The sequence below is a fragment of the Kitasatospora sp. NPDC088351 genome, from assembly GCF_040685575.1.
Lineage (GTDB): Bacteria > Actinomycetota > Actinomycetes > Streptomycetales > Streptomycetaceae > Kitasatospora.
Window position 1 is genome coordinate 129,892 of sequence record NZ_JBFBIL010000011.1, and the last position, 13,906, is coordinate 143,797.

The window sequence follows — 13,906 nt, forward strand, 5'->3', positions numbered from 1 at the left end:
TCGAGGAGCGTGGGATGAGCGAGGACGCGTACGAGGGGCCGTGGCTGGTGGTCGGGCTCGGCAACCCGGGTGAGCAGTACGCCCGGAACCGGCACAACATCGGGTTCATGGTGGTGGACCTGCTGGCGCAGCGGATGGGCGCGCGGTTCAAGGCGCACAAGAGCCGGGCGCAGGTGGCCGAGGGGCGGCTGGGCGGCCGGCGGGTGGTGCTGGCGAAGCCGATGTCGTTCATGAACCTCTCGGGCGGTCCGGTGACCGCGCTGCGGGACTTCTACAAGGTGCCGGCGTCGGCGCTGGTGGCGGTCCACGACGAGCTGGACATCGACTACGCGGCGCTGCGGCTGAAGCTGGGGGGCGGCGACAACGGTCACAACGGGCTGAAGTCGATCACCAAGTCGCTGGGCCCCGACTACCACCGGGTGCGGTGCGGTATCGGCCGTCCGCCGGGGCGGATGGAGGTCGCGGACTTCGTGCTGAAGGACTTCTCCAGTACCGAGCGCAAGGAACTGGAGTGGTTCGTGGACCGCTCGGCGGACGCGGTGGAGGCGCTGTTGTCCGAGGGGCTGGAGCGGGCGCAGGGGACGTACAACTCCTGAGCGGTGACCGGGCGTCAGCCCGGCGGCCGCCACGCCGGGCGGGTACGCAACAGTCGTACAACGCTTGGCCGTCCAAACCTGAATAGGTGTGAGAAACCTGTGCGCGATCGGATAGCGTCGGGAGGGTACGCGAACGGGTCCTGGGGAGTTCTCGATGCGGAGATTGCGGCCGGTCCGAGTGGTGCGGCTGAGGCAGCTCGGACGGCGGGTGGGTACGGCCGGTGCGCTGGGGGCGGCCGGAGTGCTGCTCTCCGGTGGCGGTCTGGCACATGCGGAGTCGGTGGCGGAGCCCGATCCGGGTGTGGTGTCCCCGGAGCCGGTGTCGGCGCAGCTGGGGCCGGTGCTGGGCGGTTCGGTCGGCGGTGACGCGGGCCTGCTGGCGGTCGGCGGCGGTCTGGTCGTGGCGGCCGGCGGCGCGGCGCTCTGGCTGAAGCGCCGTCGTGCGGGCGATCCGGGGGAGTAACGCACGTGGTGTCCGGCGGGGCCGGTGTCCGGGTTCCGGGCACCGGCCCCGCCGTGTTCGACCGTGTTCGACGTCCGGTGGTGGAACCGTGGGCCCGCGTCGCGCGGGGGACGGACGGGCCCCGTGGCATCGGGTGATGCCACGGGGCCCGTCCGTCGTCGCGGGGCCGGTCAGCCGGTGTTGCGCAGACCGGCGGCGATGCCGTTCACGGTGAGCAGCAGCGCGCGGGCGCGCAGCGGGTCCTCGGTGAGGCCGGCGGCGACCTCCTCGCGCTGGCGGCGCAGCAGCGCGACCTGGAGGTAGGAGATCGGGTCGAGGTAGGCGTCGCGGACGGTGAAGGTCTGCTTCAGCACGGGGTTGTGCTCCAGCAGTTCGCTCTCGCCGGTGAGGCGCAGGACCTCGCGCAGGGTGAGCTCGTGCTCGGCGATGATCTGGTCGAAGATGTGGTGCAGCTCGGCGGGGACGAGCTGCTCGACGTAGTGGCGGGCGATCCGCAGGTCGGTCTTGGCCAGCGTCATGGCGACGTTGGACAGGAAGTTGCGGAAGAAGTGCCACTGGCCGTACATCTCGTCGAGGACGTCGCCGAGGCCGGCCGCGCGGGCGGCGGCGAGGCCGGAGCCGACGCCGTACCAGCCGGGGACGATCTGGCGGGACTGGGTCCAGCCGAACACCCACGGGATGGCCCGCAGTCCGTCCAGGCCGGCGCCGGAGTCGGGGCGGCGGGACGGGCGGGAGCCGAGGTGGAGCGAGGCGAGCTGGTCGACCGGGGTGGCGGCGAAGAAGTACTTCGGCAGGTCGTCCTGCTCGACGAGGGCGCGGTAGGCGGTGTGGGCGGCCGCGGAGACCTGGTCCATGGCGGCGTCCCAGCGGGCCAGTTCCTCGGGGGCCTGGCGCGGCGCGGTGTGCAGCGCGGAGGCGGAGAGGGTGGCCGAGATGGTCAGTTCGAGGTTCTCGCGGGCCAGCGAGGGCAGCAGGTACTTGTCGGAGATGACCTCGCCCTGCTCGGTGACCTTGATCTCGCCCTCCAGGGTGCCCCAGGGCTGGGCCAGGATGGCCTCGTGCGAGGGGCCGCCGCCGCGGCCGACGGTGCCGCCGCGGCCGTGGAAGAGGCGCAGCCGGATGCCGTAGCGGTGGGCGACGTCGCGCAGCCGGCGCTGGGCGCGGTGGATCTCCCACTGGGAGGTGGTGATGCCGCCGAACTTGGAGGAGTCGGAGTAGCCGAGCATGACCTCCTGGACGTCGCCGCGGAGCGAGACGAGCAGGCGGTAGGACGGGTCGGAGAGCATCTCGTCCAGGATGCGGTCGGCTTCCCGGAGTTCGTCGGTGGTCTCCAGCAGCGGCACGATGCCGATCTTGGCGATGCCGGCGTGGAGGTCGATCAGGCCGGCCTCGCGGGCGAGGACGGTGGCGGCGAAGACGTCGTCGGCGCCCTGGCACATGGAGATGATGTAGCTCTCGACGATCTCGTCGCCGAACCGCTCGAAGCCCTCGCGGATGGTGTTGAAGACGCCGAGGGTCTTGGTGCCGGCGGCGTCGAGCGGGGCCGGGGTGGGGGCCAGCGGGCGGCGCGAGCGGAGCTCCTTGGCGAGCAGCTTCTGCCGGTACTCGCGGGGCATGTCGTTGTAGCGCCAGGCCTCCTCGCCGAGCCGGTCGAAGAGCTGGCCGAGCGCGTGGTGGTGGGCCTCGGCGTGCTCGCGGACGTCCATGGTGGCGAGCTGGAGGCCGAAGGCCTCGATGGTGCGGATGGCGCGGGCGAGGCGCCCGTCGGCGATGAGTTCGCCGCGGTGGGCGCGCAGGGAGTCCTGGATGAGGCGCAGGTCGGCGATGAGCTCGCGGGTGCCGAGGTAGTCGCGGCCGTCGATGTGCGGGGTGCCGTGGGACAGCCGCTCGCGGGTGTTCTCCAGCTTGAGGCGGACGCAGGTGGCCTTGAGGCGGTAGGGCTCCTCGGCGTTCATCCGCTTGTAGCGGGGGCTGAGTTCGGGGAGCGCGTGCAGGTCGTTGTTGAGCGACGCGAGCAGCTCGACCGAGGCGCCGGCGAGGCGCTCCGAGGTGGAGAGGGAGTTGCGCAGGTCGTCGACGGCGGCGAGGGCGTCCTTGATGCCGTACTCGTGCTGGAGGTTGAGGACGTCCCAGGTGACCTGGGGGGTGACGTTGGGGTTGCCGTCCCGGTCGCCGCCGATCCAGGTGCCGAAGGTGAGCGGGCGGACGCCGTCGGGGAGGCTGAGGCCGACCCGGGCCAGTTCCTCGTGCAGCTCCTCGAGGACCTCGGGGACGGCGTCGCGGTAGAGCTCGTCCAGGTAGTAGACGGCGTTGCGGGCCTCGTCGGTGGGCTCGGGGCGGGCGATGCGCAGCTCGTCGGTCTGCCAGAGCAGGTCGATGACCTCGGCGAGGCGTCGGTCGGCCTGGCGCTTGGCGGAGGAGGTGCGGGCCGGGTCGGCGGCGGCGAGACCGGAGGCGAGCTGGTCGCGGTGGACGCGGTCGAGGAGTTCGCCGATCCGGCGGAGCTTGTTGAGGACGCTGCGGCGGGCGGCCTCGGTGGGGTGGGCGGTGAAGACCGGGCGGACCGCCAGGTGGGCCAGGGTGTCGGCGAGGTGCTTGGGGTCGGCCTCGGCGAGCTGGTCGGCGGTCTGGGCGAGGAGGGAGCCCTCGCGGGCGCGGCGGGTGGCGAACTCGCGGCCGCGGTGCACCTGCTCGGTGACGTTGGCGAGGTGGAAGTAGGTGGAGAAGGCGCGGACGAGCTTGGCGGCGGTCTCCAGGTCGATGTCGGAGAGCAGTTCGGCGGTGGCCTCGCCGTTGGTGCGGCTGAGCAGCCGGACCTGTTCGACCAGGCCCAGCAGCTGGGGGCCTTCCTGGCGGACGAGCGTCTCGCCGAGCAGGTCGCCGAGGCGGCGGATGTCCGCGCGCAGGGCGGCGTTGTCCGCGACTGGGCCGGCGGCGCCGACATGGCTGGGGCTGTCCGCCGGGGTGGGGACCGGAGCGGTCACGGCTGGCTCCCTGTGGTGGTGGGGTTCGGCAACGGCTCATCGTCACAGTTCCGCGCGCGTGTGGCGCGTGTGACGCGTGCGGACCGCGCTGTCCGACGCGACCAGCATAGGTGTCGGGAGGGTCGCTGTCCGCGAGGTGGCCGGATGGCGGACAAGATCACACACAGCCCATGTGGTCTGGACCACTTGAGGCCCCGGTGAAGTGTCGCGGCGTATCCGGGTGGGGAGAGGACCCTGTTGCGGCTTAGGCTGTCGGCCATGAGCAAGTCGCCTGGGGAGCGCGTGCCGGTCAGGTCGTTCTGGTGGTGGGAGCGTCGGCGCAGCGCTCTCCTGGACATCGGGCTGGCCGGGCTCGCGGCGCTGGAGTGCGCGGTCAGCGCGGTCACCTTCCTGGCACCCCGGCTTGACCTGGGGCTGCCGGCGATCGTGGGGGTCGCACTGGCCGGGGCGCTGGCGGGTTCCACCCTGGTGCTGCGGCGGCGCTGGCCGGCGGTGCCGGTGATGGTGGCGCTGGTGACGGTGCCCGGCATGTTCGGCGTGCTGCTGCTGGTGATGTCGCTGTACACGATGGCGGAGTCCTGGGAGTGGCCGTCGCGGCGGCTGCGGATGGTGGCGCTGTCGGTGGTGGCGTTCGTCGAGGCGTCCGGCGTGATGCTCGTGTCGATGGTGACGCCCGGCGGCGGGGCGATGCCCGAGCCGCCGCTCTGGGGGAAGGTGCTGCTGTCGGTGCTGGTGGCGGTCGCGCTGACGGTGCCGCCGGTGGTGACCGGGCTGTACGTGGGCGCGCGGCGACGGCTGATCGAATCGCTCCAGGACCGCGCGCACGGTCTGGAGGCGGAGCTGGACCTGCTGGCCGAGCAGGCCAGGGAGCGGGCCCGCCGGGCCCGGCTGGAGGAACGGACCAGGATCGCCCGGGAGATGCACGACGTGGTGGCGCACCGGGTGTCGCTGATGGTGGTGCACTCCGGGGCGCTGGAGCGGATCGTCGCGAAGGACCCGGAGAAGGCGGCGCAGAGCGCCAAGCTGATGGGCGAGGTCGGCCGGCAGGCGCTGAACGAGCTGCGGGAGATCCTCGGGGTGCTGCGGATGTCGGACGAGCAGGCGCCGGAGCCGGACTCGCTGGCCGGGCTGCCGCGGCTGGTCGACCAGTCGCGGGCGGCCGGGATGGCGGTGACGCTGACCGTCAGCGGCAGCCGTCAGGAGTTCACCGGCGAGGCCGAGCAGACCGCGTACCGGGTGGTGCAGGAAGGGCTGACCAACGCGCACAAGCACGCGGGCGGCGCGCAGGTCGCGGTGCTGCTGGCGTACGCGCCGAACGGGGTGCGGGTGAGCGTGGTGAACGCCTGCCCGGGCGGGGAGCGGGGCGCGGCGGCGCTGCCCAGCGGCGGCAACGGGCTGGTCGGGATGCGCGAGCGGGTGGTCGCGCTGGGCGGCACCTTCTCGGCCGGTCCGGAGCGGGACGGCGGGTTCCGGGTGGAGGCGGTGCTGCCGTCCCGGCTGGTGGTCCGGGCCGAGCGGCTGGTCTGACGGCCGGGCACGGCCGGGGTGGTCAGGTCTCGTCGGCGGTGCGCAGCCGCTCGGGGGCGGTGCCGAGGACCAGTGTGGAGACGGCCTGGTCAATGCCGTGTCCGAGAAACCACTCGCCGGTGTGGTCCAGGCTGTAGACGCGGCCCTCCTCGTCGATGGCGAGCAGCGCCTGTCCGTATGTCTCCTCGCCGAGCGGGGCGAGCCGGGTGTCCAGGGCGCGGCCGAGGTCGGCGAGGGTGCGCGGCTGGTGCAGGCCGCAGAGCGGGTCCACCAGGAACGGGGTGCGGGCGAGCTGACGCCCCGGTCCGCCCAGGTCGAAGGCGAGGCCGCCGAACTCGGCCCAGGCCTCGACCGCGGCCGGGAACACCGCGTGCTGGACGCCGGCCGGACTGCCGTACGCGACCAGCGCGTCGGCCCACTCCTCGGCCTGCCGGATCTGCCAGCGGCCGGGGTGCCAGCCGGCCGCCTTGAGCTCGGCGGCGACGTCGGCGGGGAAACGGGGGCGGGTCCGGCCGGCGGGCGCGCCGAGGGTGGCCGGCGGCGGCAGCGGCGGGCTGGGCGGATTCAGGACGGGCTCCGGGGGCTCGGGGACGGGGGGCGTGCGGGGCGCGGTCAGCGGCCGGGCGGGCCGACGGCGACGCTCTGCACGGTGAAGTGCTCCAGCAGCGGGACGCAGGACCGGCAGGGCGGGGCGTGGGTGCCGTGCGCCGGGTCGTGCTCCTCGCGGATGCGGACGGTGGTCAGCCGCGCCCCCTTGAGCGCCTTGCGGGCCTCGTGCAGACTCATCGGCTTGCGGGAGGCGCGCTTGGAGCGCTTGCCGTCCACGGTGGTGAGGTACTGGGAGAGCAGGACGGCCTCCGGGCAGCGGCCGGTGAAGCGTTCGCGGTGCTCGACCGGCAGACCGTCCAGGAACTCGCCGACCAGCGGGTGCAGCACCGGGCGCCGGGCGGGCTTGTCGCCGGCCAGGGTGTGCACCTCGCCGCCGCGCAGCGACAGGGCGGCGGCGACGGCGGGCAGCAGACTGTCGCGGTGGTGGCGCAGCAGGGGCGGGCCGTCCGGTTCCCCGGTGGTCATGCGTCGTCCTCCTCCTGTTTTCCGCTGACGGCACGGCTGATGGGGTCAGTCCGGGGCAAGCCTGTCAAATATCCCCGCCATCCGCACAACCGGGGTGCGGAGGTGGGTGGTCGTCAGGGCCGCTCGCGGGGTGACCGGCCGGGCGGGCACGCGATCGTGGCCGGATCCGCACGCCATCGTCACGACTCGTCCCCGGTGGACCCGAATCCACCCCCGGCCGGTGGCGGTGGCCGGTAGCGTTCCAGCAGCGGGCCGAGGGAGCGGCCGGGCCATGGGGATGGCTGGCCGGTCAAGGCAACTCCTTTGCTCAGCACGGCCGTTGAGGCCGCCGTGGCGGGGGCGTCCCGGCGTCGGGCAAGGGGGATCTTGCGATGACGGAAACCGCCAACGAGGCGCCGGCCGGCACCGGCGCCCGGCTGGTCGCGGACCCGCCGCACGGCACCACCAACTACCAGTCCTGCTGGGTGCTGCCGCCGGACGGCGCCCCCGACCGCGCCGAACTGCTCGCCCGGCTCGCCGGGGCCGGCGTCCCCGCCCGGCGCGGCATCGTGGCCGCCCACCTGGAGGCCCCGTACAAGGGCGCCGCCCGGGTGCGGCTGCCCGCCGCCGAACTGCTCACCCGCCGCTCGCCCCGGCCCGCGCCGCCGACGCGCGGCCCGGGGTGGTCGCGCTGCTGCCCGTCCACCTCAACGGCCGGCTCGCCCCGACGGCGCCGCTGCTGGAGGCGGCCGACGGCCTGCCCGTGGTGGAGAGGACACCGCCCAGTCCCAGGGCGCCAGGCAGTACGGCCGCGCCTTCCACGGCCGGATCTCCGCCGCCGGCTTCCACCCCGGCAAGAACCTCGGCGCGTACGGCGACGCGGGCGCCGCCGTCACCGACGACGACCTGGCCGCCGCCGTCCGGCTCATCGGCGACCACGGCTCGGGCCGCAAGTACGAGCACGAGCGGTTCGGCTTCAACTCCCGGATGGACGCCCTCCAGGCCGTGGTGCTGCGGGCCAAGCCGCGCCGGCCGCCCGCCCGGAACGACGCCCGCCGGGCGCTACCACCGGCTGCTGGCCGGCCTCGACGGCGTCACCCTGCCGCGGACGGCGCCCGGCAACGAGCGCGTCCGGCACCTGTACGCGGTGCGGATCGGTCCGGGCCGCGACCGGGACACCGTCCTCGCCGCGCTCCAGGCCGCCGGCGTCGGCGCCGCCGTCCACTACCCCGTCCCGGTCCGCCTCCAGCCCGCCTTCCGGCACCTCGGTCACGGCGAGGGGGCCTTCCCGGTGGCCGAGCGGGCCGCCCGCGAACTGCTCACCCTGCCGCCGTTCCCGCAGATCACCGAGGTCCAGCAGGAACGCGTCGCCGAAGCCCTGGCGAAGGCCCTCGCGGCCTGAGCCACCACCGGCCGCCGGCCCCGTTCCGGTCTTCCCGGGCGGGGGTCCGGGGCCGGGGCAGACCCCCTACCCTGGTGTCCAGCAAGCGCACCGAGAATTTGCAGCAGCCAGTGGGGGCTCCCAGATGACGACAGGTCGGCCCGGCGTCGCCGCCGCGCCAAACGCGGCGTACGCAGGTCAGGTGGTGCAGTTCCCGGATCCGGTCCGCGCGGAGCGGCACCCCGCCGGGGTCCGGGTGGACGAGCACGGCTACCCGGACTTCGGCCCGTACGCGGCCGCCGCGGCCGAGGTCGCCGACCCGCCGGACGGCTTCGGCGTGGACGAGCTGCGGCTGACCGACTACGTCTCGGCCAACGCCGCGCTGTTCACCCAGGGCCACCCGCTCTGGGCCGACCTGGAGACCGCCGTCGCCACCCCGCCCGGCTGGACCTGGCACCACGCGGTCGGCCGGGCCGCGCCCGGCCGGCGGCGGATGGAACTCGTCCCGGTCGAGGTCAAGGCGCTGCTGCGGCACCACGGCGGGCTGGCCACCTCCTCGGCCGACCACAGCCGCCGGGGCACCCGCCCGCTGCAGGAGCGGCGGCCCGCGCACTTCTCGCTCGCCCGGGACGGCGGCGACCCGATCGGCGTCCCCGAGGACCTGCTGCAGAGCGCCGAGGAGCGCCTCGGCTACCGGCTGCCCGGCGCGTACCGCACCTTCCTCAAGCTCGGCGGCGGCCGTGCCCCGGTCGGCGTGGCGCTGGACCCGGAGCTCGGACTGCTGCTCGACCAGCCGTTCCTGACCCTCAGCGAGGAGTACGGCACCGAGGACGTCGTGTACGCCAACAAGTGCCTGCGCGACCACCTCACCAAGGACTACCTCGGCATCGCCTACGCCCAGGGCGGCATCGTGGCGCTCAAGGTGCGCGGCGACCGGGTCGGCTCGGTCTGGTTCTGCCTCTACGACGACGCCCGGGACAACGGCGCGGCCGAGGCCCCGGAGGACCGGGTCGCCCGGCTGCTGCTGCCCTGCGGTGAGGACTTCGACGCCTTCCTGCTCCGGCTGGCCGGCAGCCCGCCGGAGCTGGAGACGGTCGCGGAGCTGATGGTGGACGGCGGGTTCGCCCGCGCCGTGCCGGTGGGCTGACGTGGCCCCGGCGGTGGCGGTGTCCGGAGTGATGGACGCGGTGGGCGCGACAGGTGCGGAACAAGCGGGGACGAAGGGGACAGGGGTGAACCGGGCGTGGTGACGTACGCGCAGGCACAGGAGCTCGCCGAGGAGTGGATCAACGGCGGGGTGCCGCGTCCGCTCCAGCGTGAGGTGCGGGTCCGCGAGTTCGACCTGGGCTTCGTCTGCTGGGCGGTCCAGCCCGCCGACCGGGCGTCGGGTGAGACCGGCGGTTCGGCGGGCGAGGCGCGGCTGGTGATCGCCCGGGACTCCGGGGCCAGCACGCTCTGGCCCGCGCTGCCGGTCAACGAGGTGGTCCGGCAGTACGAGGAGGTGTACGGGCGGCCGGTCGCGGCAAACCCGGCCGGTGCGGCGAAGCCCGCGCCCGGGCCGGTCGAGGCGACGTCCTTCCTGCTCAGCCCGCCGCAGTGGCTCCAGGAGGCGGGCGCCGCGGCGATCGCGGCGGAGGCGGAGCGGCTGGGGACGGCCGCCGCCCCGCGGGCCGCCGCCGCGCAAACGGTCCCGCAGGCCGCCGCTCCGCCGGCGCCCGCCGTGCTGACCACGCCGCCGGCCTCCGAGCGGCCCGCCGGGGACGCGCCGACCATGCTCGCCCCGCCGCCCGGCCCGGCGCCGCAGGCCCCCGTCGCCGATCCCGCCGATCCCGCCGATCCCGCCGCGCCGCCCACAGCTCCGCCTGCCGCTCCGCCGGTCGGCGGTGCCGAGGCGGCCACCGTGCTGCTGCCCGAGGGCCTGCGCACCAACGGCGCCGGTCTGCCCGGTGCGGGCCGGCCCGGTGCCGAGGCGGCCACGGTGCTGCTGCCCGCCGACGGCTACGGGACGCCTCCGTCCCCGCCGCCGGCCGGTCCGGCGGTGGAGCCCGCGCCGACGGTGCTGGCCTCGCCGGACGGTCTGCCCGGGCTGATGGGTCTGCCCGGGGCGCCCGGCCCCGGTGTACCAGGCCCCGGCGCGCCCGGGACGCCACCGCCCGCCGCGCCCGCGCCCGCCGTGCCGCAGGGCGTCCCCGGCCGTAACCCGGTCGGTGCCCCGCCGCCGCCCCCGCCGGGCGAGCTGCGGCACACCCCGGGCGGCGGCACGCCCGTGGCGGCCGTCGGCGGACGCAACCCGGCCGCCGCCCCGCCGCCCCCGCCCCCGGCGGGCCTGCGCGGCGCCGACGGTCCGCCCGCCGCGCCCGCCGCTCCGCCCGCCGCGCCCGGTGCCGGGGCGGCGTACGAGCGCACCCAGCTCGCGAACGCGATCGACCTGTCGGCCGCCGGTGCCGCCCCGGGCGTGCCCGGCGACCCCGGCACGCCGCCGTCCGGGGGCCCGGCCGTGCCGCCGCCACCCGGCGCCGCGGGGCCCGGCGCGCCCGCGTCCGGCTACGGCTACCCGGCCGCCCCGGCCCCGCCGGCCGCCCCGGCCCCGGCCCCGGCAGCGGCCCCGGCCGCTCCGCCGGCGCCCGTCCCCGGCCCTCCGCAGGGCGCCCCGGTGCCGCCCGGCGTGCCCGCCGTCGGCCCGGGCTACTTCGCGGCGCTCAGCTACCGCGGCCCGGACGGTTCCGAGCAGAAGCTGCTCCACCGCAGCGAGCCCGGCACCCCGCACCCCGAGTGGAAGATCCTCCAGGACCTGCGGCGGCTGAACGTTCCGCCGGAGCAGGTGCTGGAGCTCTACACCGAGCTGGAGTCCTGCGACCTTCCGGGCGGCTACTGCCACCGGATGATCGCCGCCTCCTGGCCGAACGTCCGGCTGACCCACACCGCCGACTACGGCCGGGACCACCACACCCGGCAGGCCGGCATGGCCCAGCTGCTCGACCACCTGGACGAGCTGCACCAGCTGGCCTCCGGCGCCCAGCGGGTGCGCCCGTTCCGGGTGCCGCTGCCCGCCCCGGGAAGTGTCCCGCCGCTGCCGCCGCTCGCACCGCAGCAGCTCGCCCAGGAGCTCGGCCAGGCCTTCGGCCCGAACGTGTTCCGCTTCGAGCAGCGCGCCGTCGCCCGGCAGGGGGTGCCCGAGCCGGTGGCGCAGACCCTGATGTGGGCGGGCCTGCCGCGCGAGTTCGGGCCGTTCTTCTGGGCGCAGGCCCAGGAGGGCCGCCCGATCCCGACGCTCGCCGAGCTGGCGGTCGAACGCGGCCTGCCGGCCGGCCCGGACTTCGGCGGCTACCTGGTGCTCGGCAACGACTACGGCCGCCAGCTCTGTGTGCAGTACGGCACAGCGCACGTGGTCGCGGTGGACGTCGACGGAACCGGCGAGCCGCCCCGGTTCGTCAACAGCGGTGTACCGGAGTTCGTCCGCGCGCTGGCCCTGCTGGGCCGGATGTGGCGGCTGCGGTACGGGCTGACGCCCGATCAGGCCGGCCGCTGGACAACCGACTTCCAGGCCCAGCTCGCCGCCGTCGACCCGGCGGCCCTCCAGTCGGCGGACACCTGGTGGGCCGTGCTGCTGGAGCAGTTCTGGGACGGTCTGCTGTAGCGGACCGCCCCCGGTCCACCCAGGTGGAAGGGGTCGTTCCGCTGTCCGGAACGGCCCCTTCGCCGTGCTGCTGCGGCTCTGCCTCATTGGGGTTTCGCCACGATCTGCGCAAAATAGGTCAAGAGGATGGGTCTATTCGGCCGGTCCTCACCGCGTTTCGATCCGTAAGACGTTCGGTTCCAGACTCGGTTCCCGATCCGTCCGATCCGTCCGATCATGGGCTCCGCAGCCCGCGACACGAGGGGAAGAGCCCATGAGCGACGCCGTCCCCCAGCACGGCTTCACCGCTGCCCGGCGCGGTTACGCGCCCGAGCAGGTCGACCGAGCCCTGGCCGCTCTCACCGCACAGCGCGACGAGGCGTGGGAACGGCTGAGCGTGCTCGGCGCCGGGATCCGGGAGATGGAGCGTCGGCTGGCCGACATCCGGCAGGCCGCCGCCGACGCCCCGGAGCCGGACTACGAGGTGCTCAGCGAGCAGGCCCTGGCGCTGGCCAGGATGGCCGAGAACGAGGCCAGGGCCGTCCGCGACGCCGCCGAGCGGTACGCCGAGGACAACCGGGACGACGTCTACGAGGCCGGCCAGGCGCTGTCCCACGCCGCCAAGGAGTACGCCGCGACCACCCGCGCGGAGGCCGACCAGGCCGCCCGGCGCACCGACGAGCGCACCCGGGCCGAGGCCGAGGCGATCCGCGCCGACGCCGACCGCGACATCCGGTCCGTCCGGGACGCGGCCACCGCCCACGCCGCCAAGGTGCGGGTCGCGGCGGCGGAGGCCTCCGAGCGGGCCGAGGCCAAACTGGCCGAGCTGCGCCGCCGCGCCGACGAGACGTTCGCCGCGGCCGAGGCCAAGGCGGACGCCGCGGACGCCCAGGTGGCGGCGACCGCCGAGCGCCGGGTCAAGGAGGCCGAGCAGCACCGGGAGACCGTGCTCGGCCAGATCAAGCAGGCGGACGCCGAGGCGCAGGCCAGGGCGGACCAGCTGATCGAGCAGGCCCGGCGCGAGGCCGAGCGGATCAACGCGGCGAGCGAGCGCGAGCAGCGCGAGTTCGAGACCCGCCAGGAGACGGTGCAGCAGCACCTGGACCACATCAAGGCCACCCTCGCCTCGCTCACCGGCGCGGCCGTGGGCGCGCTCGACCCCGCCGAGGCGGCGCGGGCCGGGGCGCGGGACGCGCCGGAGGTGGACTCCGAGGCGGACACCGGCGAGATCGCGGTGGCGAATCTGCGCAAGGACGGTGCGGTCGGGGTCGCCCGTGGGGTCCGGCCGGCCGCCGCCGAGGCGGCGACGGCGGTGCTGCCGGTGCCGCCCGGCCCGGTCACCCCGGGGCCGGTCGCGCCCGCCGGGGCGCCGCCGCGGCCGGCCTCGCCGCCGAGCGGTGCGCCCTCCGGTGGCGCGACCGGCGGCGAGCAGAGGCGGCCGGAGGAGGAGACCCGGATCATCCCCAAGATCGTGATCGTGGACGACGGCAGCGACTACGGCAGCCCGAACACCGTGGGCTACCACCGGCGCTGACCCCGGGCGGTTCCCGCCTCAGGGCGCGGCCGAGGGGCCGTCGCCCGCCAGCAGCCGCACGAGCTTCTCGTCCTGGGCCCTGACCGCCTCCCGCTGGGCGGTCAGGGCCTGCGCGTTGCGGTCGATCAGCTGCCGCTGGTAGCCGGCCAGGACGGCGAACCAGATGCCGCCGAGGTTGCTGCTCGCGGTGCAGTCGGCGTCGGCGCGGGCGGTCGCGATCTCGCTCGCGGTGATCTCCCGGGCGCCCTGGAACCGTCCGGGCAGGACCGCCGGGTCGTCGGCCTGGAACCCGGCGGCGGCCATGCAGCCGGACCAGTTCCGGGTCGCCGCGACCACCCGCTCGTCGCGGCCGGTCGCCCGGAACGACTCGTCGAACAGCCGGCTGACCAGTGCGGTGCCGTTGCCCGGGGGCGAGCCGATCCGTTCCGCCGCCTGCCGGTCGCAGTCCACCCGGGCGGCGTCGTACGCCTCGCCGGACCCGGCCGGTGACCCGACCGGCCGGGGTGCGGTCCGCGTCGGCGGGTGGAATCCCTGCACGGCAGCGGCCCCGGCCCCCAGATACCCCCAGGCGCCGGCCGGCAGGGCGGTCGCGTTGTCCGGCGCCTGCGCGGGCTGGAGGCCGTCGCCGCCGAACGCGGTGAATCCGGCCCGCCGCATACACGAGACGACCAGCGCATTCCTGGCCTGAATCTCTTTCACGGCGCTCTGGTCATTGCCCTGATAAGCGGAGAGCGGCAGTCCGGTCATTCCGC

At 75.4% G+C, this 13,906-nt stretch carries 10 protein-coding genes and 1 pseudogene; 7 read left to right on the top strand and 4 right to left on the bottom strand.

Annotated features, from left to right (window positions below):
• Positions 1 to 14 precede the first annotated feature (14 nt).
• Together pth and AB0P06_RS11810 are read left to right on the top strand one after the other, a co-directional pair.
• Positions 15 to 596 (top strand): aminoacyl-tRNA hydrolase, encoded by a 582-nt coding sequence (pth, locus tag AB0P06_RS11805; RefSeq protein WP_363606984.1) that lies wholly within the window; start codon positions 15 to 17, stop codon positions 594 to 596.
• A gap of 154 nt (positions 597 to 750) precedes the next feature.
• A complete protein-coding gene (locus AB0P06_RS11810) occupies positions 751 to 1,059 on the top strand; it encodes a hypothetical protein (RefSeq protein ID WP_363606986.1) in 309 nt (102 codons plus the stop codon).
• 170 nt (positions 1,060 to 1,229) lie between these two features.
• Here AB0P06_RS11810 and ppc read toward each other — a convergent pair whose 3' ends face one another.
• Positions 1,230 to 3,965, bottom strand: coding sequence for a phosphoenolpyruvate carboxylase (gene ppc, locus AB0P06_RS11815; protein ID WP_363607025.1), 2,736 nt, complete (start codon positions 3,963 to 3,965; stop codon positions 1,230 to 1,232).
• Positions 3,966 to 4,301: 336 nt separating this feature from the next.
• On the opposite strand from ppc, the gene AB0P06_RS11820 reads away from it, so the two are divergent.
• The gene (locus AB0P06_RS11820; protein ID WP_363606987.1) at positions 4,302 to 5,570 is read left to right on the top strand and encodes a histidine kinase; all 1,269 of its coding nucleotides are present in this window, start codon (positions 4,302 to 4,304) and stop codon (positions 5,568 to 5,570) included.
• A 22-nt stretch (positions 5,571 to 5,592) separates the two neighbouring features.
• Here the strand turns inward: AB0P06_RS11820 and AB0P06_RS11825 are convergent, their stop codons facing one another.
• Positions 5,593 to 6,117, bottom strand: coding sequence for an SUKH-3 domain-containing protein (locus tag AB0P06_RS11825; protein ID WP_363607026.1), 525 nt, complete (start codon positions 6,115 to 6,117; stop codon positions 5,593 to 5,595).
• A 65-nt stretch (positions 6,118 to 6,182) separates the two neighbouring features.
• Entirely contained in the window at positions 6,183 to 6,644 is a 462-nt protein-coding gene (locus tag AB0P06_RS11830) for a YwqJ-related putative deaminase (protein WP_363606988.1), read from the bottom strand.
• Positions 6,645 to 7,451: 807 nt separating this feature from the next.
• Here AB0P06_RS11830 and AB0P06_RS11835 point away from each other — a divergent pair.
• The 4 genes and pseudogenes from AB0P06_RS11835 (at position 7,452) to AB0P06_RS11850 (ending at position 13,154) form a co-directional block, all read left to right on the top strand.
• Positions 7,452 to 8,025 (top strand): annotated as a pseudogene (locus tag AB0P06_RS11835) (DegT/DnrJ/EryC1/StrS family aminotransferase).
• Positions 8,026 to 8,149: 124 nt separating this feature from the next.
• Positions 8,150 to 9,151 (top strand): SMI1/KNR4 family protein, encoded by a 1,002-nt coding sequence (locus tag AB0P06_RS11840; protein ID WP_363606990.1) that lies wholly within the window; start codon positions 8,150 to 8,152, stop codon positions 9,149 to 9,151.
• Positions 9,152 to 9,247: 96 nt separating this feature from the next.
• On the top strand, positions 9,248 to 11,641 hold the full coding sequence (locus AB0P06_RS11845) for an SUKH-4 family immunity protein (protein ID WP_363606992.1): 2,394 nt from the start codon (positions 9,248 to 9,250) through the stop codon (positions 11,639 to 11,641).
• A gap of 253 nt (positions 11,642 to 11,894) precedes the next feature.
• Positions 11,895 to 13,154 (top strand): hypothetical protein, encoded by a 1,260-nt coding sequence (locus tag AB0P06_RS11850; RefSeq protein ID WP_363606993.1) that lies wholly within the window; start codon positions 11,895 to 11,897, stop codon positions 13,152 to 13,154.
• An 18-nt stretch (positions 13,155 to 13,172) separates the two neighbouring features.
• Here AB0P06_RS11850 and AB0P06_RS11855 read toward each other — a convergent pair whose 3' ends face one another.
• A complete protein-coding gene (locus tag AB0P06_RS11855; protein WP_363606994.1) occupies positions 13,173 to 13,853 on the bottom strand; it encodes a hypothetical protein in 681 nt (226 codons plus the stop codon).
• Positions 13,854 to 13,906 lie beyond the last annotated feature (53 nt).

What these genes read in the sequence shown, in the direction of transcription:
- AB0P06_RS11810 (WP_363606986.1), top strand. Translation starts at nt 751, where the DNA reads ATGCGGAGATTGCGGCCGGTCCGAGTGGTGCGGCTGAGGCAGCTCGGA.
- AB0P06_RS11840 (WP_363606990.1), top strand. Translation starts at nt 8,150, where the DNA reads ATGACGACAGGTCGGCCCGGCGTCGCCGCCGCGCCAAACGCGGCGTAC.
- AB0P06_RS11830 (WP_363606988.1), bottom strand. Translation starts at nt 6,644, where the DNA reads ATGACCACCGGGGAACCGGACGGCCCGCCCCTGCTGCGCCACCACCGC.
- AB0P06_RS11820 (WP_363606987.1), top strand. Translation starts at nt 4,302, where the DNA reads ATGAGCAAGTCGCCTGGGGAGCGCGTGCCGGTCAGGTCGTTCTGGTGG.
- pth (WP_363606984.1), top strand. Translation starts at nt 15, where the DNA reads ATGAGCGAGGACGCGTACGAGGGGCCGTGGCTGGTGGTCGGGCTCGGC.
- AB0P06_RS11850 (WP_363606993.1), top strand. Translation starts at nt 11,895, where the DNA reads ATGAGCGACGCCGTCCCCCAGCACGGCTTCACCGCTGCCCGGCGCGGT.